This is a genomic window from Spirosoma migulaei (assembly GCF_054776855.1).
The window spans coordinates 57361-83101 of sequence record NZ_BAAHBG010000027.1; the positions used below are offsets into that span (position 1 = coordinate 57361).

Genomic DNA, 25741 nt, shown 5'->3' on the forward strand with positions numbered 1-25741 from the left:
CTGGGTTTTTAAACCATGCTCTAGTTACGTAAAAGCTTTAATGCACCTTACCATCAGTCCACTCCTTAATCATTATCACATTAAATGCTATTGATGTTTATTTTTAACGTTACAAAATAAATAGTTTTTACTACAAATAAAAAAGCAATTGGGCCATTAGTTTAAACTAATGGCCCAATTGCTTATAATAAACCAATAAAAAATTTATTCCACCGCGATCATCGAAACCGCTTTCGCTTCGAGCATCGTTTCACCCATCAGGTACAGGTCAGCCGCACGGGCAGCTTCTCGGCCTTCGGAGATAGCCCAGACAACCAGCGATTGACCCCGGCGCATGTCGCCAGCGGCAAATACTTTCGGATTGGTCGTTGTCTGGTAGTTCGTCGCTTTTACGTTGCCGCGCTCGTCGTACTCAAGACCGAGGTCGTCTAGCAGGCCGTTGTGCTGCGGATGCAGGAAGCCAGCGGCCAGTAGGGCCAGTTCGCAGGGGATGTCGCGTTCCGAACCGGGTAGCTCCACCATTTGCATGCGGCCGTTCTCGTGTTTCCAGGTCAGGTCAACAATACGGAGTGCTTTCAGACTGCCATTTTCGTCGCCAATGAATTCCTTGGTGTTGATAGACCAGTGCCGGTCACAACCTTCCTCATGCGAGGAACTGGTGCGAAGCATCATGGGCCAATTAGGCCAGGGCGTATTCTCGGCCCGGTCTTTCGGTGGCATTGGCATTAACTCAATTTGGGTTATACTGGTAGCACCATGTCGGTTTGACGTTCCGACACAGTCGGAACCTGTATCGCCACCACCAATAACAACTACGTTTTTACCCGTTGCCAGTAATTCGCCATCGCTGTACTTCTCACCCTGATGATCAACGACAACCGGAAGCTTAGCATTCCGCTTGTTCTGTTGGCTCAGGAATTCCATTGCTGGATAAATTCCCTTGAGGTTACGACCCGGAATTGGCAGATCGCGCGGCACGGTGGAACCACCGGTCAGCATTACTAAATCAAAGTCATTCAGTAAATCGTTCGCCTTTACATCTACGCCAACATTAACACCTGTTTTGAAGGTTATGCCTTCAGCTTCCATCACCGCTAACCGGCGGTCGATGGTCCACTTCTCAAGTTTGAAGTCAGGGATGCCGTAACGTAACAAACCACCAATCTGATCGGCCCGCTCAAATAGCGTAACGGTGTGGCCTGCTTTGTTAAGCTGAGCCGCAGCGGCCAGACCCGCCGGGCCAGACCCTACCACAGCTACCTGCTTACCCGTCCGTTCTTTAGGCGGCTTTGGGGTTATGTAGCCATGCTCAAAAGCGGCTTCGGCAATCGACTTTTCTATGAACTCAATAGCGACGGGCGGTTTATTGATGCCCAATACACACGAGGCTTCGCAGGGAGCCGGGCAAATACGACCCGTAAATTCCGGGAAGTTGTTCGTCGAACTCAGAATCTCGTAGGCATAGGCCCAGTTTTGTTCGTAAACCGCGTCGTTGAACTCAGGAATGATGTTTCCCAGTGGACAGCCGCTGTGGCAGAACGGTGTGCCGCAATCCATACACCGGGCAGCCTGCCGCTGGGAGTCTTTCTCCGAGTGCGGCATCTCAATTTCCTTGTAATCGTGGATCCGCTGCTGCGGGTCGCGCTTTTTGGGTAGCTCGCGCGTAAATTCTAAAAATCCGGTAGGTTTTCCCATAGTATTTTTTACTTACCCCTGCGTCACATCTACGGTTATGTCCTGATAAACAATGCTCTTGTCGCGAATCTGATCCGCCAGCGAAATGCCCCGACCAGCAAGCGCCTGCCGGAAATCACCGGGCATTACTTTCACGAAACGACCAATCTGATTGTCCCAGTCCTGAATCAGGGCAAGGGCTACGTTGCTGGTGGTGTATTGGAAATGTTTGTCAACGTATTCGCGGATGATGCCCTGGTCTTCGTCTGTCAGGCTTTCCAGGCTCACCATTTCACCATTTAATTTCGAGGCAAATGATCCGTCCTGATCGTACACATACGCCACACCTCCCGACATACCCGCTGCGAAGTTGCGGCCCGTTTGCCCCAGAATGATGGCAAGACCTCCCGTCATGTATTCAAGTCCGTGGTCGCCCACGCCTTCAACGACGACTTTAGCCCCGGAGTTACGAACGCAGAATCGCTCGCCCGCCATCCCCCGTATAAATGCTTCGCCCGAGGTGGCTCCATAAAACGATACGTTACCAACAATGCTGTTTTCCTCTGGTTGAAACTGCGCTGTCCGGTCAGGATACACAATCAGTTGCGCTCCACAGAGACCTTTGCCGAAGTAATCATTGGCATCGCCTTCAAGTTCGAGTTTGATACCGCTTGTGCTGAATGCGCCGAAGCTCTGACCAGCCGTACCCCGAAGTTTAACGTGGATCGTACTATCGGGCAGTCCGGGGCCACCGTATACTTTCGAGATTTCGTTGGACAACATCGTGCCGATGCTCCGGTCAATGTTCTGCACCGTGAATTCGCCATAAACCGACTCGGCAGATGCCAGCGCAGGCTTTGCCAGTTCAATCAGTTTCCTGTCAAGTACATCATCTAAATAGTGATTCTGTTCTTCCTGTTTGTACAGTGCCACATCCAGATTGGTTGGCTCTTTGTAAATCAGGGCATCGAGGTTCACCTTTTTGTATTTCCAGTGTGCCAGATTCTCACGTAATTCGAGCATTTGGGACTGACCAACCATTTCGTTAATGGTGCGGAAGCCTAACTCCGCCATGATCTCACGCAGTTCCATGGCCAGGAAGGTGAACATATTCACCACATGCTCAGGCTTGCCTGTAAATAGCGCACGAAGTTCTTTATTCTGCGTTGCCACACCCACCGGGCAGGTATTCAGGTGGCATTTTCGCATCATGATACAGCCCGTGGCAACCAGTGCGGCCGTGGCCACGCCAAATTCTTCGGCACCCAGTAAGGCGGCAATGGCCAGGTCACGACCGGTACGCATCTGGCCATCGGCCTGAACCGTTACCCGGCCGCGTAGTTTGTTTTTAACCAGCGTTTGATGCGCTTCAGCCAGCCCTAATTCCCACGGCAAACCTGCGTGACGAATCGACGAGAGGGGAGAGGCTCCCGTTCCGCCATCGTGTCCCGAAATCAGGATGTGATCGGCATGGGCTTTGGCAACCCCGGCAGCAATGGTACCGACCCCGGCTTCCGATACTAATTTAACGCTGATCCGGGCGGCCCGGTTGGCGTTTTTAAGGTCGGAGATGAGCTGAGCCAAATCCTCGATCGAATAAATATCGTGGTGAGGAGGGGGCGAAATCAGGCCAACACCCGGTGTTGAGTGGCGTGTCCGACCAATCCAGTCATCTACCTTAAAGCCAGGTAACTGACCACCTTCGCCAGGCTTGGCACCCTGCGCCATCTTGATCTGTAGCTCCTGCGCATTGGTCAGGTAGTAGCTCGTTACCCCAAACCGGCCCGACGCAACCTGCTTGATGGCCGAGTTCATACTGTCGCCGTTTTCGAGCGGAGTATAACGGAGTTCATCTTCGCCACCTTCGCCGGAATTGCTCTTGCCGCCGATACGGTTCATGGCAATGGCCAGCGTGGTGTGCGCTTCCCAGGAAATCGACCCGAACGACATAGCCCCCGTTGCGAACCGCTTGAAGATACTTTCAATGGGTTCAACTTCGTCGATAGGCACAGACGCTCCTTTCTTGAACTTTAACAGACCGCGCAGTGTGATGGCTTTCTGCGTCTGATCGTCAATAAGTTTCGAATATTTCTTGAAGATCGAATAATCGTTCTTCTTCGTAGACTGCTGTAATAAGTGAATCGTGTCGGGATTGAAAATGTGCTTTTCTCCCCGTTGCTTCCACTGGTAAATACCTCCCACTTCCAGACGAGGGACCGATACGGGCATATCGGGGAAAGAAACGCAATGGCGAACCAGAATTTCGTTGGCAATCTCGTCCAGACCCATACCGCCAATGCGGGATACCGTACCGGTGAAATACCGACTCACGACGTCCTGATTCAAGCCCAGGCATTCGAAAATCATGGCACCCTGATACGATTGCAGGGTAGAGATCCCCATCTTCGAGAAGATTTTGAGCAACTCGCCATTGACAGCCTTAACGTAGTTTTTGAAGAGTTTGTCGAGGTCGTAATCAACCGCCAGCAAACCCTTTTCTTTCATATTGGCAATCGTCTCGAACGCCATGTACGGGTTGACGCCCGATGCACCGTACCCAATCAATGTGGCAACGTGGTGCGTTTCCCACACATCCCCGGCTTCTACTACGATACCAACTTTGCCTCGCAAACCCTGACGAATCAGGTAGTGGTGAATGGCCGCTGTAGACAGCAGGGATGGAATAGGTGCATGGCTGGAGTCGATAGCACGGTCGGAAAGAACCAGAATCGAGTACCCATCCTGAATGGCATCTTCTGCATACCGACAGATCCGATCGAGCGCCCGTTCGAGTGAGCGACCCTGGCCATCGGCCGTAAACAGACAGTTGATCGTTTTAGCCTGGAAATTGGGCTTGTCAATAAAGCGTAATTTATCAAACTCCTTTGTTGTCAGTACAGGCTGATCTAATTCTACCTGACGGCAATGTTCCGGCGATTCACTGAGTAGATTATACGTTGCCCCTACAAATGAAATCAGCGACATGATCGACCGCTCCCGAATGGAGTCAATTGGCGGGTTGGTTACCTGCGCAAACAACTGCTTGAAATAATGGCTCAGGTGTTGACTCTGCTCCGACAGTATGGCAAGCGGGATATCGATACCCATCGAACCGAGGGCCTCTTTACCGGTTTCCACCATTGGGGCCAGAATCATCCGGAGATCTTCGGATGTGAAGCCGAACGCCTGTTGCATGCGTAGCAATTTGGCGGGATCATACGGGTTATACGACCGGATCGGTGCTTCAAGATCCTGAATCTTTATTTTATTATCGGCCAGCCATTTGCTATAGGGCTTGCGGGTACAAATTTCCGCTTTGATCTCTTCGTCCGATACAATACGTCCCTGCTCCATGTCGACCAGGAACATCTTGCCAGGCTGAAGGCGACCTTTTGAAACAACAATTGCTGGATCAATATCAAGAACACCTACTTCCGAGGCCATGATTACAACATCGTCGCTGGTGACCCAGAAACGGGATGGGCGTAGTCCGTTCCGGTCGAGGGTAGCACCAACGATCCGGCCATCGGTAAAGGATATCGAGGCTGGGCCGTCCCAGGGCTCAATCAGGGCTGCGTGGTATTCGTAAAATGCTTTCCGAACGGGGTCCATGTGGTCGTTGCCGTCCCAGGCTTCGGGAACCAGCATCATCATCACATGCGGCAACGAGCGACCGCTCATGACCAACAATTCAATGGCATTATCGAGGTTAGCCGAGTCAGACTGTTTCGGATCGCAGATGGGCAATAACATGTCCATCTCGTCCTTTGTAAACTTAGCCGATTCAAGAAGCCCTTCGGCTGCTTTCATCCAGTTCACATTCCCCTTTACCGTGTTGATCTCACCATTGTGGGCAATATACCGGAAGGGTTGAGCTAGCTTCCAGGACGGGAAGGTATTCGTTGAAAAGCGCGAATGCACAACCCCAAGTGCCGAAACAACCTCTTCATTCTGAAGGTCCGGGAAATACGGCTCCAACTGAAGCGTTGTTAGTTGCCCTTTATAGGTAATTGTACGGCAAGAGAGCGACGAAAAATAAAAATGGTCGACACCCGCAATGGTTTCATTAATGATGCGCGTACTATAGTTACGAAGAATGTATAGTTTCCGCTCAAAATCTTCCGCATTGGTAACGTCGGCTGGGCGTTTAATAAACACCTGCTCCATTTGAGGTTCTGCTGAACGTGAGCCATTCCCCAGATCGCTATTATTGACTGGTACAACCCGATAACAGAGGAGTTCAAGTCCCAGCCGTTTCATCTTCCGATTCAATACAGCCCGGCATTCTTCCCGAAGCCATACATCTTTCGGAAAATAAACCATTCCAACGCCATATTCGAGCGCAGGAGGAAGGTGAACACCTAGCTTGCGAGTTTCATCAACAAAAAACTCGTGCGGAATCTGGATGAGTAGTCCCGCGCCATCGCCGGAATTGGGTTCAGACCCAACGGCGCCCCGGTGTTCCATACGCCGAAGCATCTGGAGCGCATCCGATACAATCTGGTGAGACTTTCGACCTTTAATATGGGCTACAAAGCCGATACCGCAATTGTCGTGTTCAAACTCGGGGCGGTAGAGGCCCGCCAATTGGTCAACCTGATCAGACATGGTCGTAACAGTGTTGGATAAGGACGCTATAAATGTATTCTGATTGACAGAATCGCAAAAAATAACGTCGATTGTTAGGAAAATCTAAATTAACAGGTAGCCTGGCGTATAAACAAATCAGAAGATGTTAGCCGGGCTGACGGGCGTTTGTGACAAAGTCACGCAATATACTACTAAAAAAATTTGGCAAAAACAGCCTTTGTCGGAATATACTAGTAAACGGCTTTAATTGTGAATTTGATTATAGTTCTTCTTGAAAAATGCCAATTTGATAGACTGAATAGGGCAATGAACGTACAGAATAGGTACCCTGTTTGATCTCCTCCCGAACGGCTTTTCGGATTTTCTCCGGGCCATTAGCGACCAGACCATCAGAACTAATTGGCTGTTCATACGAGATAAAATTATGGCCGCGTTTTGTATCACCTTGCCTGTTCCGTCAATGAGTCGTTTACAGACAATAGCCGTTGGTTGCGCGAAGGTTTCAATGCATACTAAGCCCGCTATGAAGCAGCTTAACCAATAGGATTTAAATCGGATAAGCAGGTTGATCACAGATATAGTTACGGACATAAAGGATTGTTGAATATGGCTATTTTCGACAGGATTGTAGGATTAACAGGATGGGTGACAGAAGTCACATCCTGTTGATCCTGTCCAAAAATTAACAATGAGGAAAAGCTATGTATCAAGACCAAAAGTTGTGGATCAACTTGGATTAAGCATATAACTGAGTCAGCTAGTAGAGGAAGAATTCCACATTCCGAGCCTCACGAAATTGACACCTAAATGCTTTTATCTTGGTATTGAAGGATTCTGCCGAGGCATTCGTACTGCGATTGTCAAAGTAGTTAAGGATGGTCTGGTAATGGTTTTGGATGGACCGAGCGACGTTGTTGAAGGCCTTAAAACTAGCTTGATGAACCTGTTCATGCCATTTGGCTAAGCCACGAGCGAGCTAAGCCGTAGAGTTTGTCGGTCGTGTTTTCAAAGATGTGGCTTAGCCCCTGATTCAACTCATAGGCTTTCTTCAGGATACCGCTCAAGCAGCAAGCTCACTCGCTGTTGCTGACTTGCTGTCTAATCGGTGGGCTTTTTATAGAGCACATACCGACTGCGAGCCAAAAGCTGTTTAAGGGTGTCCCCATTAAAAGTAGTTCGGGTTGATAATCGGTCTGCTTGAGCTTATAGCCTCTTCAAGGGCCTGATTCTTGGCTTCCAGAACTTCCCATCGGTACTGGATGCGCATGTCCTGAACTGCCTCCAGGGTAAGTTGTTGTACATGAAAGCGGTCAGTGACCTGAGTGGCCTTAGGGAAACATTTTTTAGCGATTAGGGCCATGTTACCCGCCATATCGAGCCTGATTACAGTTACCTTTCTACGAACCTTTTCGGGAATCTGGCGTAGGACTTCAATCGTGGCCTCTGCCTTGGTGCCCGCAATAATGGCGACAATGCTTTCTTTCCGGCCTTTAGCGACCTTATTGGTTAGGATCGTATTATAAATATAACTCCCCATTCGACAGGCTCGTCTCGTCAATAGACAGATGCGCCCCCACATTTTGTGGATAAAGCAGCCAATCTTGGGCATGGGCTCGTTGATCCCAATTTTTAAATCCACTTTGACAATCACGATATTGACGCAATAAGGGTTGGCCTCCAACTCCATAAAACCCACCAACAGCTCGAATGCTAGTCGGGTTGGTTTATCAACGGACGGCCGCTGCCGCTGATGTCTTTTAAAAAAGCCGCAAACTCACTGGTCATTCGCGTTCCATCAGCTACTTGAGTCCAATCTCGGTAGACCACCTTTCCCGTTTTGGTATTAAGCCGCGCCACGGTGGCCACTGACGATGCTTGATGTGGAGGAAAACCTGGTGGCCCCGAATGGGGAAGTCCTGGACGGTGATGGTGGGGAAAAAGCCCTTGGAGAGTAGATTTTTCCGTTCTGGGTCCTGCGCATCGGCGTTTTTCTCTTCGATATGCACCTGGAAGACACCATCCTGGCGGTCAATAGAAGTCAATTCAAAATTTTCCAGGATGAACTCAGGCAACAGGAACTGGATGATGGGTAAGAAACTTTCCAAAACAACTCGGTTTGATCAAACGCACAAACCTAGATAAATACAACGCCCTCCACAACTTTATGCATTGATCCAAAGCTATTTTCTCAAAAATAGATAAAAAACGGGTAGTGAGCTTACCTGGAGGTACATAAAAAAAGCCGCTCAATTGAGCGGCTTTGCGGTTTTTGTGATCCGGCTGGGATTCGAACCCAGGACCCATACATTAAAAGTGTATTGCTCTACCAGCTGAGCTACCAGATCATTTCCCTTTCAGCAAACGTATCGTTCGTCGTTTGGGAATGCAAAAGTAGGGTTTTGTTTTTATAAGCGCAAGGACTACCCCTAATTTTTTTTTAATTGTTGGGTGAGCTTTATGGCTTCGACCGCTTCACGGACATCATGAACACGTAGAATCGATGCCCCTTTTAGGAGGGCTACTGTGTTTAAGACGGTAGTGCCATTCAGGGCTTGATCGGCGCTGATAGCCAGTGTTTTCCAGATCGTTGTCTTTCTGGAAAAACCGACCAGTAAGGGCTCGTTGAATAGCTGAAAAGCGTCCAGTTTGTTTAGTAGTTCAAAATTTTGCGAAATCGTCTTTGCGAACCCAAACCCAGGGTCGAGAATGATATCTTTAGCCCCCAATGTTCGTAATTCAGCCAGACGTTGTGCCAATTCGTCCACGACTTCAGGAACAAGATTCTGATAGGTTGCCAATGACTGCATAGTTTGCGGAGTACCTCGCATATGCATCAATATATACGGAACCGACATGGATTGACTCAAGTCGGCAGCCGTCCTGAACATATCGGTATCGAGGGTTCCCCCCGACACGTCGTTAATGAGTACCGCTCCGGCTGAAATGGCCTTCCGGGCTACCGAAGCCCGGAAGGTATCAATTGAAATCAGTGCACTGGGGAAGTTTGCCAGAATCGCTTCTATAACAGGCAGTACACGCTCAACTTCTTCGGCTGTACTAACGGCTGCTGCGCCGGGGCGGGTCGAATAACCGCCAATATCCAGGAATGTGGCACCGTCAGCTAGCATTTGGCCGGCAAGCTCAACAGCCTGTTCCGTAGCTGATTTACCGAGGCTGACGCGACTGCCCGCAAAGAATGAATCGGGGGTGGCATTTAGAATCCCCATCACCACGGGTTCAGTCAAATCGACCAGCCGTCCCCGGCAGTTTAGGCTTTTTTTCGTAACTTTCGGCATAAAAGGTCATTAAATTGTCATCCATTGACATTGAATTGTCATTCTTCGCAAGTACAATCAATGACTGGTTAATGACGATCAATGATTATTGAATGACTATGTCCACTACAGAATCCGAATATCGGCAGGTTATCCAACGCTGCAAAGACCTCTTCCTGAAAAAGAATAAAGACTATGGTACCGCCTGGCGTATTTTACGGCTTCCCAGCATCACCGATCAGATTTTTATAAAGGCTCAGCGCATCCGCACCTTGCAGGAAACGGGCGTGAGCCGCGTAGGCGAGGGCATTGAGCCTGAGTTTGTTGGTATCATTAATTACTGCGTTATGGCCCTGATTCAGATGCAGTTAGTACAGGACAAACGGACCGATATTCCAACCGATGAACTCGAACATCTCTATGATGGCCAAATTGGCCAGGTTATTGAGTTGTTATTTGCTAAAAACCATGATTACGGTGAAGCCTGGCGTGATATGCGCGTTAGCTCAATGACCGATATTATTTTAATGAAGCTGCTGCGTACAAAGCAAATTGAGGATAATCAGGGCAACACGCTCGTATCTGAGGGTGTTGAAGCTAATTATATGGATATGATTAACTACGCCGTTTTTTGCTTAATAAAACTGACTAATTAATGAAGAATGTATAATTCATAATGTAAAATGAAGAATTAATCTTACGCCATTTAGTAGTCATTTTACATTATGAATTATACATTCTTCATTCTTAACCTATGAACCCAACTACATCGCAACCTAAAGTTAAAACCGGCACGCCACCCATGCTGATTGCCGCTCGGATTGCCCGCATTCTTGTCGGTATTGTTTTTATATTCTCGGGTCTTATTAAACTCAACGATCCGGTTGGGACCCAGATTAAGTTTGAGGAGTACTTTGAAGTCTTTGCGCAGGATGTGCCGTTTCTTCATGATTTCTTCATGGCGCTAGTCCCATTTACACTGATTATGTCTGTGCTTTTCTGCGCAGCAGAAGTGATTCTTGGTGTGGCTTTACTCGCTTCGTACAAACCTAAAGTGACAGTCTGGCTCCTGTTTTTCCTGATCACTTTCTTTACGTTCTTAACCTTTTATTCGGCTTATTTCGACCGGGTAACCGACTGCGGTTGTTTTGGGGATGCTATTAAGCTCAAGCCCTGGACATCGTTCCTGAAGGATGTTGTGCTGACCGTACTGATCCTGTTTATTATAGGCCACCGCAACCGCCTTCGGTCCCGCAACACTGGGTGGCTGGTGGGCATTACGGTTGCTCTGACGCTTGCACTTGGTGTGTACGCCGTTCAGTTTCTACCGCCAATCGATATGCTGCCCTACGCAGTTGGGAAAAGTATTCCTGCTGGGATGAAACCTTTTGAGCCGCTGCGCTACAAGTACGTGATGGAGAAAGATGGAAAAACAACGGAGTTTGAAACCTATCCGACCGATCAGAGCTATAAGTTTAAAGAAATGGTATTGGTGAATCAGAGTGCCAAGCCCAAAATTACGGATTACCGGATCTGGAACGACGAGGGAGATTTCACTCAGCAAACGTTTGAAGGAAATAAGCTCTTTATCATTGTTAAGAATACGAAAGATATTGATGCCGGAAGCCTGCCTGCTATACGAGCTTTGGTTGAAGGGTTAAAAGGAAGCAATGTGTCTCCCTATATACTTACTTCAACTAGTGATGATGAAATCAAGGCGTTCCGGAAGGAGTTTCAATTAGAAACTGTGCCCTATTACAAAGCGGATGCTACGGTTCTGAAAACCATCATGCGATCAAACCCAGGTACCTGGCTGATGAGTAACGGCGTGGTGCGTGGTAAATGGCATTACAATTCAACTCCGGATGCGGGTGAAGTTCAGGGTTTAGTGAAGTAAGTGAACTAGGTGAAGTCAGTGCATTGAGCAATTCTGTGACTAACTGCATTTGCTTTCATCACTACACAAATCATGAAAAATATTTTCCTTATCGGTATGCCATCGTCAGGCAAGAGTACGCTTGGCAAACGTATCGCTGATGTCTTGCATTACCGGTTTATCGATACCGATAAGATCATTGTTCGGGAAGAAGGACGCTCCATTCCCGAGATTTTTGCCGAATCAGGCGAGGAATATTTTCGGGAGGTCGAACGGCGGGTTCTTCGGAATCTCAAACCGGGCGGGAATCTGGTGGTGTCGACGGGGGGCGGCATGCCTTGCTATCATAATAATATGGAGTACATCAAGGCAACAGGCGTGTCTGTATTTTTAGATGTGCCTGTAGATGTGCTGGCCAGGCGGATACAGGTGCATGCTCATGAGGATCGCCCGCTGAATAATGCAAACGATCCTGAACTGCTTACTGTATTGCAAAAACGGTATGAACTCCGATTGCCTATTTACTCACAGGCTAACATCATTATTTCGGGAGAGACAACAGAGGATGAGTTGCTTCGGAGATTAGGAAAATGGTTATGATAAACGTAATAAGCGCGGGGCGTATGTACTAGAAATGGTTAACTTCTAGTACATACGCCCCGCGCTTATTATGATCAGAAAAACACACCCAGCGAAAGCATCAGGTTGGCACTACGATTGTTTGTGGCAACCGTCGGCGTATCAACACTATTAGGCAATTCGAAAGGAGAATAACCTGATTTATAAGTTAGATAAGAACCGGATAGATCAGCAAAGAAGCGGTCATTTCGTACGCCCAATCCGGCAGATAGCAGCAATTTAGAACGATCTGCTTTTGCAACCCGATCCAGATCAATTTTGTAAGCACTGGGTAGGTAAGCTACACCAGCCCGCAGACGAAGAAGCCCCGCCCGGATTTCAGCCCCGGCTCGCACATTAATTACGTTCTGGTATGTATCCTGAACAAACCGTCTTACATCATTTTTAAAGTCGGTGTTGTCCTGTTGATTTGTGAAGGCGGACGTACGTACCCGCATACCCTGATAATTCACGTACTCGGCCGTTGCTGTCAGGAAGCCGATTTTGCCATTTCCGATAAAGTATGTGGCTCCGCCCGACGCCCGTAAAGGTGTTTGTAATGAGTAAGTAAACTCATTAGAAGGGTCAACCACATCCACATAATTCGTTTTCAGCTGAAGATTTGGGTCTTTGGCTACTGCCGATAGGGTTTGACCAAAGACTTCATTCGCACTGCTGAACGTCGGCGTAATCAATGTAGCACCAATCTGTAACTGGGGAATTAGTTTATAAATTAAACCCAGTGAAGCATTGATGCCCGTGCCGGTTATATCCAACCGGTTTGTCTGTCCATAATTCGCAAAGGTGCGACCATTGACCGGCGTTTCCAGAAATGCAACTTCTGAGGAGTATTTCAGATGGGTCAGTGCCAACGAACCACCAATGTATAATTTGTCATCCAGGTTACCCGCATAGGCCAGTGTCCACTGTGAATGGGCACCCGAGCGGCTAATGGTTGAACGCTGGTCTTTCTGGGTTGTGGCATCATAGCGCGTATAAGGCGGACCAGAATAACTTGGCGTTGTTGTCGTGGTTGGATTAATTAAGAACAGACCATAGGCAGCAGCTTCTTTAAAATCTGCCTGACGATCATTCGGATAAAATCCATTAATTAATTCGGTCTCGCTGTACTGCGCTGCATTTGCCGAATTAATATACGTCTGGGCGATGGAGGAATTCGGGTTATTGTTTAGCCCACGTGCGTCGATATAATCGAAAAAATTTGCGGACTGAGAATAGCCAATGCCAAACGTAGTCCGGCGCCAGCGGCTGCTACCATTATTGTTTTTACCAGGTAGAATAAGGCCAAATTGGCCAACGCTAACTTTACCACTACTGCCGGTTGTTTGTTGACCTAAAAACGTACTCTGGTTATTGGCCGACGTATACATGGGGCTCAGACTCAACTCAGATCGATTGTAGAAGGCCAAGCCAGCCGGATTACCAGATAGGTTACTGGCATCGCCACCCAGGGCAGTGTGGTTGCCGCCAATACCTCTGAAACGGGCGGTGCCATTCTGGCTAAAATCAGAATAACGAAAGGCATCGTCTGCATAATCGAAGGCAGCTCCCTGACTAAAAGCCAGACGAGATGCTACCATAAGGGCTACTGTAAAAAATGACTGCTTAATCATGTTTATAAGGCGATTGGTGGAGTGCGATATAATTATACGTATTAGAACAGATTAACGAATAAACGTTTAATCGCTATCTTATAAATACGTTAATAGCACAACACTTACAAAACGAAAATCCCCGCTAATTGTCCTAACCAGCGGGGATTTTTTATTGATAAGTTATAAAAAACTAACGTGGGCCACGTCCGCCCCCACCACCTGAATGGCTGGCACCGCCCCCACCACCCGAACTGGGAGCACTGTAGCTTGGCGCACTATAGCTGCGGCTTGGTGCACTGTAGCTAGGTTGGCTATAACTTGGTTGCGATTGCTGATAGCTACCCCGGCTACTCTGTTGGTACGACTGAGTTGGCTGTTGGTAACTTGGTTGATAACTACTCCGGCTACTGCCACCGTTACTGTAGCTAGAGCCACTGGTAGAGGGTGTATAACTACCTCGGTTGCTCTCGCGGGGGCGAGCGTAGTATTCGCTGGTGCCGCTGCCCGAATTGCTGTTGTACGAGGGAGCCGTTGTATTGGTACTGGTTCGGCCATTGCTGCTCGAACTGTTATCGTAGTAATAACTTCCCCGGTTACTGCCACCGCTTGGACGTGCATAATAGCCATCATTCCCGCGCGTTGTTGCGGTTGAACCGGAATTGTTAGCGCTGGCACGACCTCCATTCGGATTGTATGTACGGGCCGAGTTATCAAACGGAGTCGAGTATCGACCTGCCGACCGATCAGTTGTACGTGCATACGTGCGGGTACGGTAAGGATCAGCTCCGGTTACGTAACCATTGTTGATATACGAACCGCCATAATAGCCACCGCTGTAATAGGGTGAATAGAAGGGGCTGTAATAGCCACCAAACCCACCATACGCATAGGAGCTATAGAACGGATCATAATAAGAACCGTATCCAAAGGGCGAATAGAAGGGGCTATAGGCGTAGGAACTACCATAGAAAGGCGAGTAGAATGGACTACCAAAGCCAAACCCGAAGCTATTGTAGCCATAACCACCCAGGCCTAAACCTAGGCCAAGGCCACTGTAGAAGCCAGTGTTGTTGAAACCCCAGCGGTTCCAGCTGTAAGCCGAGGCTGTAGCTGAGTTGTACCCATTCACAAAGCCTGAGTTATAGGCATTCGTTCCGGTATCATTCCAGCCTGGATCGGCAGAAAGGCCCCGATTTAGCTTACGAGTACTTAACTCGGAGTAGTACTCATCTGTGTTGCTACTACCATTGATACCATACTGCTGATCATCGGCATAATCGGGATTGGCATTCCGGAGTGAGCGTTGTTGCTGCCGTTGCAGCGATCGGCTCGATTGCTGACCACTGTACCCATCCGACTGGCGATTACTGGCATATACTTCCGAATTACCGGAAACTCCGTACAGATCATCCACTTCACTGGTGTTCTGCGCAGTCTGACGGCTGGACGTACAACTCCAGATGCTAAGTAGGGCGGCCAACGTCAGGTAAGAATATAGTCGTTGCGTTTTCATTTGGCAAGGGAATTAAAGTAATAAAGGCTCATGTAAACTGCCATTTCAATCTATAACACAGGAATGGCTGGTTTGATTACAAAAATAGAGTAAAAACCTATCTTTGCAAGTTATCTTCTATTAGATTCCATTTTAATCAATAAGGTTTAATCCGTCTTTAAAAAAAGTCATTGATTGTCCCTGAATCATTCATGGTCATTTAGTTCTATCACGAAAAATGACCATGAATGATTCAGGGACAATCAATGGCCTATCAAAACATGGCAAAAGCGATTCCGTCCCGTAGTGAGAATTATTCCGAGTGGTATAACGAGTTAATTAAGCGAGCTGATCTAGCCGAAAATTCAGCCGTTCGGGGCTGTATGGTCATTAAACCCTACGGGTTTTCGATCTGGGAAAAAATGCAGCGAGCTCTGGATGATATGTTCAAGGAAACGGGCCATTCGAATGCATACTTTCCCCTGTTCATTCCCAAATCATTCTTAAGTAAAGAAGCCTCTCACGTAGAGGGCTTTGCCAAAGAGTGTGCTGTTGTTACGCATTACCGGCTTAAAAATGCAGAAGATGGTTCTGGTGTAATCGTTGACCCTGAGGCAAAACTGGAAGAGGAATTGATCGTTCGGCCAACGTCGGAAACGGTAATCTGGAGTACGTACAAAAACTGGATTCAGTCCTACCGGGACCTGCCTTTACTTATTAATCAGTGGGCCAATGTCGTTCGCTGGGAGATGCGGACACGGATTTTTTTGCGCACGACCGAATTCCTCTGGCAGGAGGGGCATACAGCCCATGCTACGTCTGACGAAGCAAAAGCTGAAACCCAGCAGATGCTTGATGTGTACGCGCAGTTTGCCGAAGAGTGGATGGCCTTACCGGTTGTTAAAGGCGCTAAAACAGCCAACGAACGGTTTGCCGGGGCCGAAGATACGCTTTGTATTGAAGCCATGATGCAGGATGGGAAAGCCCTTCAGGCCGGAACCTCACATTTTCTGGGCCAGAACTTTGCCAAAGCGTTCGATGTGCAATTTCTGAATAATCAGAATCAACTGGATTATGTATGGGGCACATCCTGGGGTGTTTCAACCCGATTGATGGGTGCCTTAATTATGGCCCACTCCGACGATGATGGGCTTGTTCTACCTCCCAAACTGGCGCCTATTCAGGTGGTGATCGTGCCAATTTATCGCACGGAAGAGCAATTGGAGCAGTTGTCTGCCAAAATTAAACCGTTGGTTCAGGAGTTGAAAAAGGCAGGAATTTCGGTAAAGTTCGATGATTCAGATGCGAATAAACCAGGCTGGAAATTCGCTGAGTACGAGTTACGGGGTGTTCCCGTTCGGCTGGCTATGGGCGGACGTGATCTGGAAAACGGCACGGTTGAAATTGCCCGTCGTGATCTGAAAAGTAAGGAAACGGTCCCCTTCGATGGATTGACTGAGCGTATTAAAGCGTTGCTGGATGATATTCAGGCTACGATTTATGCAAAGGCCAAAGCGTTCCGTCAGGATAATACGTTTAAGGTCGATACGTTTGAGCAGTTTCAGGAGCAAATCGAGAAAGGAGGATTTTTGATGGCCCACTGGGATGGCACTTCCGAAACCGAAGAAGCCATCAAAGAAGCAACTAAAGCCACTATTCGCTGCATTCCCTTCGATCAGGAAGCCGAAGAAGGAACGTGCGTCTATTCAGGTAAACCCTCGAAAGGGCGTGTGGTGTTTGCGCGGGCTTATTGATAGTAGCAGGTAAACAGTGGTCAGGTATAGTCTGATAAAGTCAAGGGTTGGTAGTTCATAAACTCAACCTTGCTCATTCCAGACTATACCTGACTATTTTTAATTAATACAAATGAACCTGTAAATTCTACAATCCATTCATCGGCTGAAATGGGCTATCTGCCGATATTTTCTGGGCTTCGGTCTATTGCGTTTTTGGGAGTGAATGAACTACTGTTGTTTTGAGTAATCAAACTACAATTTTGGAGGTAGAGGTAATACCTGTGTTGGCGTTCCCCTCGTCTGTGTTGTTTGTTTAAACCCCAAACGTATACCTATGAATACCAGACGTTCGTTTCTTCGCGACGCCGGAGCGTTGACCCTTGGTGGTCTTGTTTTACCCCAACTTGTTCAGGCCGACGCCTTATTTCCCGCCCTGGCTCCCCGCCCAATCGGGCTACAGTTATTTACGCTGTTTCGGCCCATGAGCGATGATCCAAAAGGAACCCTTGAAAAAGTGGCTGCCGTAGGCTACAAAGAAGTTGAATCGGCATTTAGTTTGAAGGGAGGCTATTACGGCTATACGGCAAAAGAATTTAAAAAAGTAGTTGAAGATCTGGGCATGACCTGGAGGGCTCACCATGCAGGGGGCGCGCCCTTTAAGCCACGACCAACACCGCCCGCCAGCACGACTGGAACCGCCGGTGGAGGGCAGGCACCTGCCGGAGCCAACCCACGTCCAGCTATGGATTTTTCAAAGATGCCACCCATGCTCAATCTGCGGGACAACTATCAGCAATTGGTTGATGAAGCGGGTGAAGGCGGATTGACGTATTTGGTTTGTGCCAGTACGCCTGTGGCTACACTCGATGAGATTCAGAAGTCGATTGAGGTGTTCCAGAAAACGGGTGAAGCCTGTAAAAAAGCCGGTATTGGATTTGCCTATCATAACCACGCCACCGAATTCGATGCCGTTGAAGGGGGCAAGACACCTTACGATTTAATCCTCTCGCAAACAGACAAAGATCTGGTTAAGATGGAGTTAGATCTGGCCTGGGCCGTGAAAGCGGGTAAAGATCCCGTGAAATTGTTTAAAGAGCATCCGGGCCGTTTCCCCCTCTGGCATACTAAAGACATCAAATCCGACCTGAAAACGATTACGGAAGTAGGAAACGGAGTTGTTGATTTCAAAAGTGCGTTTGCTGCTGCTAAGCTAGCTGGCCTAAAATACTTCTTTGTGGAGCAGGACATGGCGGCTCAACCTATTGAGAGCATCACGACTAGTTACACGTATCTGAAAAAATTACCGGCCTAACTCAGTCGATATGATACGACCAAAACGTATTCCTAAAAAAAGGGCTTTCCTGCGGCATCTGCCCTTGTCAATAGCATTGCATACGGTACTGGTGCTTGGATTGGCATCCTTCGTGGTGCAGGATGACTCCCCGTCGCAAAAGCCTGATGATAGCCGATTTACGCCCGTAATCGTGGCTGATGATCTCGATGAACCCATGACATTCGACGTACTGAAAGACGGTACTGCCTACATCATTGAGCGGAAAGGAGGCTTCAAAAAATATGATCCAGTTACTAAAACGGTTGAGCTGATCGCTACGATTCCGGTCAATACGAAATACACATCGGCAGAAGGTAGAGTGTCTGAAGCTGAGGAAGGCTTAATGGGGTTGAGCCTCGATCCGAACTTCGAGAAAAACCATTGGGTGTATTTGTACTATGCACACCCAACCGAGAAAAAACATATTCTGACCCGTTGGGATCTAATTAACGACAAGCTGGTCGAGAAATCGGAGAAAGTGTTAATCGAAGTACCAACCCAGCGCGAAGTTTGCTGCCATACAGGTGGGGGTATGACCTGGGACCGGGCGGGTAATCTGTACCTGACCGTAGGGAACAATACCGGCAACCAGCAGGCCGCACAAACCGACGAGCGCCCCGGTCGTAGTAGCTGGGACGATCAGGGACATGCTGGAAACACAGATGATCTACGCGGTAAAATTCTTCGTATTCACCCCGAAGCGAATGGTACGTATACCGTTCCCGAGGGGAACCTGTTTCCAAAGGGAACCACTAAGACTCGCCCAGAGATTTACTCGATGGGACATCGGAATGCCTGGCGAATTTCAATCGACAGCAAGACTGGCTACGTCTACTGGGGCGAAGTTGGTCCGGATGCCACCTCCGATTCGGAGATTGGCCCCCGCGGTTATGACGAGTTGAACCAGGCCCGCAAGCCGGGTAATTTTGGCTGGCCCTGGTTTGTAGGCAACATGCAGGCATTTCCGGTGTATGATTATGGGGAGAAGAAGCCGCTGGAGAAAAAAGATCCGAAAAAGCCGATTAATAATTCACCCAACAATACGGGTCTGAAAGAATTACCACCGGTTGCTCCTTCGTTTATTTATTACCCATATGGCGTGTCGGAGGAGTTTCCTTTGGTGGGAACCGGATCGCGTTCTGCTACGGGTGGGCCGGTTTATCACCAGTCCGATTTCAAAGGAGCTAAACGACCCTGGCCTGCGTATTACGAGAACAAATGGATCATTACTGACTTCTCGCGGGGCTGGATTATGGCCGTTACAATGGATGCAGAGGGTAACTATAAATCCATGGAGCGCGTATTGCCAAACTACCATCCCGTTGAGCCAATTGATATGAAGTTTGGCCCCGACGGTGATCTCTATACATTGGAGTACGGCAGCAACTGGTTCCGTAAAAGCGACAACGCCAAGCTGGTTCGGATTGAATATAACGGCGGTAACCGAAAACCAATTGTCGAAGCTTCGACTAGTAAAAAAGGGGGAACCATACCACTTAAGCTAACACTGTTAGCCAACGGAACTAAGGATTTTGATGGTGATAAACTTACCTATCAGTGGAAAGTAACGGCTCCCGGAGTTGCACCAAAGGTGTTTAGTATTGCCGATCCGGCCGTTAGTTTTGATAAGGCAGGCGTGTATACCGCTACGTTGACGGTGACGGATGCGAAGGGAGCATCCAATAGTAAATCGGTGAAGATCATTGCCGGGAATGAGCCGCCCGAAGTAGCGGTGAATCTGACCAGCAATAAAACGTTTTTCTTTCCTAACCAACCAATTCGGTACGCAGTGAATGTGGATGATAAGGAGGACGGAACTCTGAGCAGCGGTAAAATTACACCCGAAAAAGTGGCAGTAAGTATTGACTACACCTCAGAAGGTTTCGATTATGCCGAAGTCATGCAAAGCCAGCGGAGCGTTGATGCATCCACGCAATATGCTGTGGCTCAAACCCTTATTAGCCAGAGCGATTGCAAAGTTTGCCATCAGGTCAATACTAAATCGGTTGGGCCGATGTTTACCGCAATTGCAACCAAATACAAAGGCAATGCTAGTGCAACGAATCAGTTAGTCAAGAAAATTCGCAATGGGGGCGTGGGTGTATGGGGCGATGTGGCCATGCCTGGGCACCCGGCTATGTCAGAGTCCGATGCTGAGGTCATTGTGAAATACATTCTGAATGTGAATGAGAAGACCTTTAGCTCGTTGCCCATGCAAGGGAGTTATAGCGTGAGATTGCCTGAAGGAGACAATGGGCAGGGCTCCGTACTGGTGCGGGCTGCCTATACAGACCGGGGTGCCAAAACTGTTCCAACACAAACCTCCGAACGAATGATTGTATTGCATAGTCCGCAAATGAATGCGTCGGATGCCGCAGTTGTACACGGAGCTGAATTGAAAGCACGGGGTATGGGGAAAGGCATGAACGTAATTCCCTACGCGAATAGTTATATTGGTTTTCATCGGTTAGATCTGACGGGCATTAAGCAGTTAGACTTTGGTGCCTCCGCTCAACGACGCGAAGGCAGCGCTGGTGGTACGATTGAAGCCCATTTAAATTCGCCTACTGGCCCACTCATTGGCGAAGCAACTGTTGAATTAGCGCCCGAGGTTGATATGGCAAAACTTATGGCGCAGATGGAATCCGCTACGCCACCCGCCAGTACGACCGCAACACCAGGCGCAGCTCCGGCAGCACCAACGCCTAATCGGTTCAGGAGACCAGCGCCCTCTGTGAAGATGGCTCTTAAAGATACTGAAGGGATTCATGACGTTTATTTAGTTTTTAAAAACGATAAAGCGAAGTCGATTCAACCGCTTATGACCCTGGCGGGGATCAAGTTTATGGAAGCCATGAGTCAATAGTCTGTAAGTTTGCGATTTGAAGTCTGAGGTTTGAAGTTGCTTGAAATGCCTATTGTGTACGCTTCAGGTAACTTCAAATCGTTAACTATTAACACAAATTGGTGTAAACTTTTAAGGTCAGGATCGAGTTGGTAAAAATTAACGCAAAAGCAAACTCTTGTCGGAAGTTCCGGTATTTTTGTATCAGCGTTTACAACAAACCACTTGTTTTATGGCACAAGCAAAATCTGGTGACACCGTTCAGGTGCATTATACAGGAACTCTAACCGATGGAACTATATTTGATTCATCAGAAGGTCGTACACCCCTGGAATTTACAGTAGGGAGCGGCCAGGTGATTAAAGGATTCGATGAAGGTGTGGCGGGAATGAATCAGGGTGAAAAGAAAACCATCAACATTCCTGTAGAGGATGCGTATGGCCCTGCCAATGAAGAAATGATTTTCACCCTAAATCGGACAGATATACCGGATGATATTCCACTTGAAGTAGGAATGACCCTCAATATGCACGAAGATGGTAACCCCCGTCCCATCCCGGTTATTGTTCGCGATCTTACGGATACGAATGTTACGTTGGATGCAAACCATCCGCTGGCGGGCCAGCAACTTACATTCGAAGTTGAACTTGTGGGTGTAAAGTCGCCTTCTGGATTGATTTTGTAAGTCGTGGAGTAAGTTACTCGTGGAGTAGGTGGAGTGTATGCAGTGAGTTGACGGAGTCCGTTCACCTACTGCACACACTCCACCTACTCCACTTTATTTTCCAGCGTTAGTAAATCACTCAATTCGCGCAGGGCGGTTTGGATACCTCGTAGATTAGCGCGGGCAACGTACGCAGCAAGGGCAACCGTGATAGCACCTATATTCAGCGCAACAGTCAGATTATTGATATGTTTTAGACCAGCCTGAGCGTCCGTTGTTGCATGTAGCACACTAGTAGCCATATCGGCTACATTTGCAAAGGCGGGACGGCTAACCTGCAACTGAAGGTCCTGAGCCCGATTAAGCAAACTATTCTGGTAAGCATTAAGGTCTAAATGCTGCTCATGTGAGAGTTCTGACCAATGTAAAACCTGATACTCGTTCAGGGCCTGAGCCATGCTGCAGTAGCCTTTTGTAATGCTAATACGTTGATCAGGAGTAAAATCTTCCATACGTGGATTGAATTCGGCATGAGTCCAAGTTAACTGGATGGTTGTAGGACTTTACTTGTAAAATAAGTCACTACTTTGTGACTAAGGCTGAACTTTTGACCGAACGGTCAAAATACTAAAACGCGGAACCTGCTACTACCGATTCATCCAGTTCAGATGTATATTAGATGATTAGTTGGTTATGTTAGGCTAATAGGCTTAACTGTTGATTATAATCGTCCTCTACAGAACCTTATTCATCCTTAATCGGGAATCTGAAATTTTTTTTCTGTTGGCCAGTGGGATAGTGTTATCTGAAGAAAATCTTCTTCAGATTTCCTTCAGAATTCTTATTTAATCTTGATAGTTTTTACCATCAGCTACCTGTTATTCACTCTAGTTTATGCCCGAATCAACTACGTAATCAATTAGTTCAGCTTATTAATGGACCCCGACCAGCGACTTCATCAGAAGAATGTTTTCCCGATCTTAGTGGTCGAGAGTAATAAAGATCACCAACTGTTGATCGGCTATTGCCTACGTGCAAAGATTCCTCAGGCCGAACCCATTTTTGCTGACAACCCGGAGGACGCTCTTTCCTTTTTAGGGTATTCGGCTGCCGAACCCCGAGCTTTTCCGTGGTTAGTACTTCAAGCCCTTTTACTTCCCCAACTCTCAAACGGACTTGCCTTGTTAACGGAAATACGTTCCCGTTATCCGCTTCTTCCCGTCGTAGTTTTGAGTAGTCAGCAAGAGGCAGGTCTTGTTGAAAAAGTCTACTTAGCGGGCGCTCATTCTTTACTGGTCAAGCCTGCAAGTCTAACCGAATGGGAACTTCATTTTCATACATTAAACGAGTATTGGTTCAACATAGTTACGCTACCCATTTATAGAGCAAGAGAGACGTGCACTTAGTTAATTACTCATTACCATAAAAAAGCCCGCTGCCTTTGTACAAAGGCAGCGGGCGGAATCAGGGGTGCGGTCAGGCTTGTCCGAAAAGACTGACCACTAAAATGAGAAGTGTAATGAACAGGCCTAGCGGCTAGTTACTGAACTAAACAAACAGCTTAGTGCTGAATGTCGATACGGGTAGCAAATTGCTTCTGATTTGGGCCAACCACAAACGTGTAAGCGCCAGAAGGTAAGCCAGATAAATCGAAACGACGGGTCGAACCTTTGAATGTATCTACTTGCACCAGTACGTTCTGGGTATCATAGATCGCTACTGTCGATTCTTCGACGTTTTTAGAGGGCAGCACAACTTCGATTTTATTCTTTTCGTAAGCTGTAAGCGTGGGCTCAGCCACTTGTTGCAGGTTACGTTCGTCGATAGCTACCGAGTTGGCTTTGATTGTAATCCCTTGCGACATCCACCAGGCGTTACTACCAGCCGTCAGAAAATACTGGCCATCGGGCAGGTTGTTCAGGTTGAACGAAGTTGCCTTCTGGTTATTTTTGGAGATAACTCCCCGGTAGAGTACGTTGCCTTCAGCATCAATGAGTGCTAAGTCAACGGGCGTCCCCGGCTTTGTATAAACACGTACTTTCTTTTGCTCGGACTTCTCAACTTTCACACCACCCATTCCTGAACCATTGTCGGCATTGGCAACTCCTGTGCCAGCCAGACTCCATACTGACAAAAGTACAGCGATTGATAAACGGATTTTTTTCATTGGTTTGAAATTTTGTTTTAACCGTCACAAAGGTGTGGGGTAAACACGATTTAATGCAATAGGGTAGGCTCTCTAAAGCTCGTTATGGCTGAATATTCATCTTAAAATACAATTTGCTATTAGTATAGTAGGTCGTTTATTGGAAAAGTACAACAAGTCCCTATAAATGGCGTATGAATTGTATTTTTCTAATAATTGTAAAATATAGGACTTGTTGCATTTGTAAGACTATTTTTTAGTCCAATTATTCAATTTGTCTAAAATCAGTTAAGTAGTAGAACAACCAATGCGCCATAAAACCAAGTAGAAAAGAAGGTAAATACCTCTTTTTGTACACAACGAATAGAAGGTTCTGAACAAAATCTCTTTGGAAGAGATAGTTTTTTTATTGTAAAATACCATTACCCGGAAAATAGTGTTCCTCTGAAAACTATAGGGTTTTTATGAGAATAGTACTATTTGTGAGGTTGGCCCTGATTGTTAAACGTAGCTTCTTTATCTTTTACTACCAATGCGGGCTTTACACTGGCAACGGAAAATTTACCTGGATGGATTTGCGGGGAAAATCCCTGCGATCCCAGCTAACTCAATTCAACTGGAACAAGCTGCTGTTCGAAAAATGACACCTGAGGCAACCGCCTATATCTTGGGTGGAGCCGGGAACGAACAAACAGTGGTTGCCAACAGACAGGGTTTTGAGCATTGGCAGATTGTGCCACGTATGCTCCGAAACGTCGAGAACCCTGATCTACGTATTGAACTATTGGGCCAACAGCTACCCTCACCACTTTTACTGGCTCCCATAGGGGTACTGGAAATGGCGCACCCGCTAGCCGATCTGGCAGTGGCGCGCGCAACGGTAACCACCGGGGTGCCTTACATTTTTTCAAATCAGGCATCGGTATCAATGGAAGCATGTTCGGCAGTAATGGGTGAACAAATGCGCTTGTTTCAGCTCTACTGGAGTCGCTCCCGTGATTTAGTGACGAGTTTTGTCAATCGGGCCGAAGCCTGTGGCTGCCGGGCAATCGTGCTGACACTGGATACGACTATGCTTGGCTGGCGGACGCAGGATCTTGCGCTAGGCCATTTACCATTTCTGCATGGGAAGGGGCTAGCTCAGTATACCTCTGATCCAGTTTTTCAACAATTACTGGACGACTTTCTACAACAGCCACCAACGGCTCGCCCGTCGGTAACAGCAACTACACTCCGGCATCTGATAGGCGCTGTTCGCCGGTATCCAACAGGCTCTTTTCTGAAAAACCTGCGTTCTGGACGCGCAATGGGTGCCATTTCGCTGTTTTCAGGTATTTATAGTAATCCCGCCCTAACCTGGGTCGACCTGGCGTTTCTTCGTGAACAAACCAGCTTGCCCATTTTGCTCAAAGGTATTTTACACCCCGATGATGCACGTAAAGCGGTCGACTACGGTATGAATGGCGTCATCGTTTCTACTCATGGTGGGCGACAGGTCGATGGATCAATCAGTGCTATCGAAGCCCTTCCAGGCGTAGTTGCCGCTGTTAATGGGCAACTGCCAATACTCCTGGACAGTGGAATACGAGGTGGTGCCGATGTGATTAAGGCGCTGGCACTAGGCGCGAAAGCCGTTTGCCTGGGTCGTCCTTACGTGTATGGTCTTGCCTTGGGTGGACAAGAAGGGGTAGAGACCGTAATTCGTAATCTGCTGGCCGACCTGGAATTGACGCTGGGACTTAGCGGCTACAAGAGCCTGGCTGAACTTAATCCGGACTGTCTCCGCCCCGTTTAAAACTCAGCGGCACTGTGCCTGGCCTATTAAATTCATTTAATCTGATACTGTCAGGAAGGTCCAATATGGCAATAATCCATA

Annotated in this window: 18 protein-coding genes, 1 tRNA gene and 1 pseudogene; 9 read left to right on the forward strand and 11 right to left on the reverse strand. The window is 47.8% G+C overall.

The features are described 5' to 3' along the window. Positions 1-204 precede the first annotated feature (204 nt). From ACYVGO_RS25015 to folP, 7 genes and pseudogenes are all read right to left on the reverse strand, one after another. Positions 205-1695: a glutamate synthase subunit beta gene (locus ACYVGO_RS25015; RefSeq protein WP_460971617.1), complete on the reverse strand. Its 1491-nt coding sequence runs from the start codon at positions 1693-1695 to the stop codon at positions 205-207. 12 nt (positions 1696-1707) lie between these two features. Next, positions 1708-6282 (reverse strand): glutamate synthase large subunit, encoded by a 4575-nt coding sequence (gltB, locus tag ACYVGO_RS25020; RefSeq protein WP_460971619.1) that lies wholly within the window; start codon positions 6280-6282, stop codon positions 1708-1710. 739 nt (positions 6283-7021) lie between these two features. Continuing rightward, a pseudogene (locus ACYVGO_RS25025) lies at positions 7022-7171 on the reverse strand (transposase); the annotation flags it as partial. A 258-nt stretch (positions 7172-7429) separates the two neighbouring features. Next, positions 7430-7915, reverse strand: coding sequence for a transposase (locus tag ACYVGO_RS25030; RefSeq protein WP_460971620.1), 486 nt, complete (start codon positions 7913-7915; stop codon positions 7430-7432). Positions 7916-8063: 148 nt separating this feature from the next. Beyond that, the gene (locus ACYVGO_RS25035) at positions 8064-8369 is read right to left on the reverse strand and encodes an ISAon1 family transposase N-terminal region protein (RefSeq protein ID WP_460971621.1); all 306 of its coding nucleotides are present in this window, start codon (positions 8367-8369) and stop codon (positions 8064-8066) included. Positions 8370-8536: 167 nt separating this feature from the next. Next, positions 8537-8609: transfer RNA gene (locus tag ACYVGO_RS25040), tRNA-Lys, on the reverse strand. 81 nt (positions 8610-8690) lie between these two features. Further along, positions 8691-9560: a dihydropteroate synthase gene (gene folP, locus ACYVGO_RS25045; RefSeq protein WP_460971622.1), complete on the reverse strand. Its 870-nt coding sequence runs from the start codon at positions 9558-9560 to the stop codon at positions 8691-8693. Positions 9561-9658: 98 nt separating this feature from the next. Here folP and ACYVGO_RS25050 point away from each other — a divergent pair, with 98 nt between their 5' ends. The 3 genes from ACYVGO_RS25050 to ACYVGO_RS25060 all read left to right on the forward strand — a co-directional run bounded on the left by ACYVGO_RS25050 (position 9659) and on the right by ACYVGO_RS25060 (position 12015). Beyond that, entirely contained in the window at positions 9659-10195 is a 537-nt protein-coding gene (locus ACYVGO_RS25050) for a DUF1599 domain-containing protein (RefSeq protein ID WP_142773246.1), read from the forward strand. A 98-nt stretch (positions 10196-10293) separates the two neighbouring features. Then, positions 10294-11436 carry a BT_3928 family protein gene (locus ACYVGO_RS25055; RefSeq protein WP_460971624.1) on the forward strand — a complete coding sequence of 381 codons (1143 nt, stop codon included), beginning with the start codon at positions 10294-10296 and terminating at the stop codon, positions 11434-11436. Positions 11437-11508: 72 nt separating this feature from the next. Further along, positions 11509-12015, forward strand: a complete 507-nt coding sequence (locus ACYVGO_RS25060; RefSeq protein WP_460971625.1) for a shikimate kinase — start codon at positions 11509-11511, stop codon at positions 12013-12015. Positions 12016-12089: 74 nt separating this feature from the next. Here the strand turns inward: ACYVGO_RS25060 and ACYVGO_RS25065 are convergent, their stop codons facing one another. Both ACYVGO_RS25065 and ACYVGO_RS25070 read right to left on the reverse strand, forming a co-directional pair. Beyond that, positions 12090-13667 (reverse strand): hypothetical protein, encoded by a 1578-nt coding sequence (locus ACYVGO_RS25065; RefSeq protein ID WP_460971626.1) that lies wholly within the window; start codon positions 13665-13667, stop codon positions 12090-12092. A gap of 172 nt (positions 13668-13839) precedes the next feature. Next, positions 13840-15162: a hypothetical protein gene (locus ACYVGO_RS25070; RefSeq protein WP_460971627.1), complete on the reverse strand. Its 1323-nt coding sequence runs from the start codon at positions 15160-15162 to the stop codon at positions 13840-13842. A gap of 260 nt (positions 15163-15422) precedes the next feature. Between ACYVGO_RS25070 and proS the strand changes: the two genes are divergently transcribed. The 4 genes from proS (at position 15423) to ACYVGO_RS25090 (ending at position 21740) form a co-directional block, all read left to right on the forward strand. Continuing rightward, positions 15423-16895, forward strand: a complete 1473-nt coding sequence (gene proS / locus ACYVGO_RS25075; RefSeq protein WP_460972108.1) for a proline--tRNA ligase — start codon at positions 15423-15425, stop codon at positions 16893-16895. Between the two features lie 316 nt (positions 16896-17211). Further along, positions 17212-18189 carry a sugar phosphate isomerase/epimerase family protein gene (locus ACYVGO_RS25080; RefSeq protein WP_460971628.1) on the forward strand — a complete coding sequence of 326 codons (978 nt, stop codon included), beginning with the start codon at positions 17212-17214 and terminating at the stop codon, positions 18187-18189. 10 nt (positions 18190-18199) lie between these two features. Beyond that, positions 18200-21076 carry a PQQ-dependent sugar dehydrogenase gene (locus ACYVGO_RS25085; protein ID WP_460971630.1) on the forward strand — a complete coding sequence of 959 codons (2877 nt, stop codon included), beginning with the start codon at positions 18200-18202 and terminating at the stop codon, positions 21074-21076. A gap of 211 nt (positions 21077-21287) precedes the next feature. Next, positions 21288-21740 (forward strand): FKBP-type peptidyl-prolyl cis-trans isomerase, encoded by a 453-nt coding sequence (locus ACYVGO_RS25090; RefSeq protein ID WP_142773239.1) that lies wholly within the window; start codon positions 21288-21290, stop codon positions 21738-21740. Between the two features lie 83 nt (positions 21741-21823). On the opposite strand, the gene ACYVGO_RS25095 is transcribed toward ACYVGO_RS25090, so the two are convergent. Then, the gene (locus ACYVGO_RS25095; protein WP_142773238.1) at positions 21824-22231 is read right to left on the reverse strand and encodes a hypothetical protein; all 408 of its coding nucleotides are present in this window, start codon (positions 22229-22231) and stop codon (positions 21824-21826) included. Positions 22232-22654: 423 nt separating this feature from the next. Between ACYVGO_RS25095 and ACYVGO_RS25100 the strand changes: the two genes are divergently transcribed. After that, positions 22655-23125, forward strand: coding sequence for a response regulator (locus tag ACYVGO_RS25100; RefSeq protein ID WP_142773237.1), 471 nt, complete (start codon positions 22655-22657; stop codon positions 23123-23125). A 155-nt stretch (positions 23126-23280) separates the two neighbouring features. On the opposite strand, the gene ACYVGO_RS25105 is transcribed toward ACYVGO_RS25100, so the two are convergent. Continuing rightward, on the reverse strand, positions 23281-23886 hold the full coding sequence (locus ACYVGO_RS25105; protein ID WP_142773236.1) for a T9SS type A sorting domain-containing protein: 606 nt from the start codon (positions 23884-23886) through the stop codon (positions 23281-23283). Positions 23887-24397: 511 nt separating this feature from the next. Between ACYVGO_RS25105 and ACYVGO_RS25110 the strand changes: the two genes are divergently transcribed. Beyond that, positions 24398-25660, forward strand: coding sequence for a lactate 2-monooxygenase (locus ACYVGO_RS25110; protein ID WP_460971631.1), 1263 nt, complete (start codon positions 24398-24400; stop codon positions 25658-25660). Positions 25661-25741: the final 81 nt, after the last annotated feature.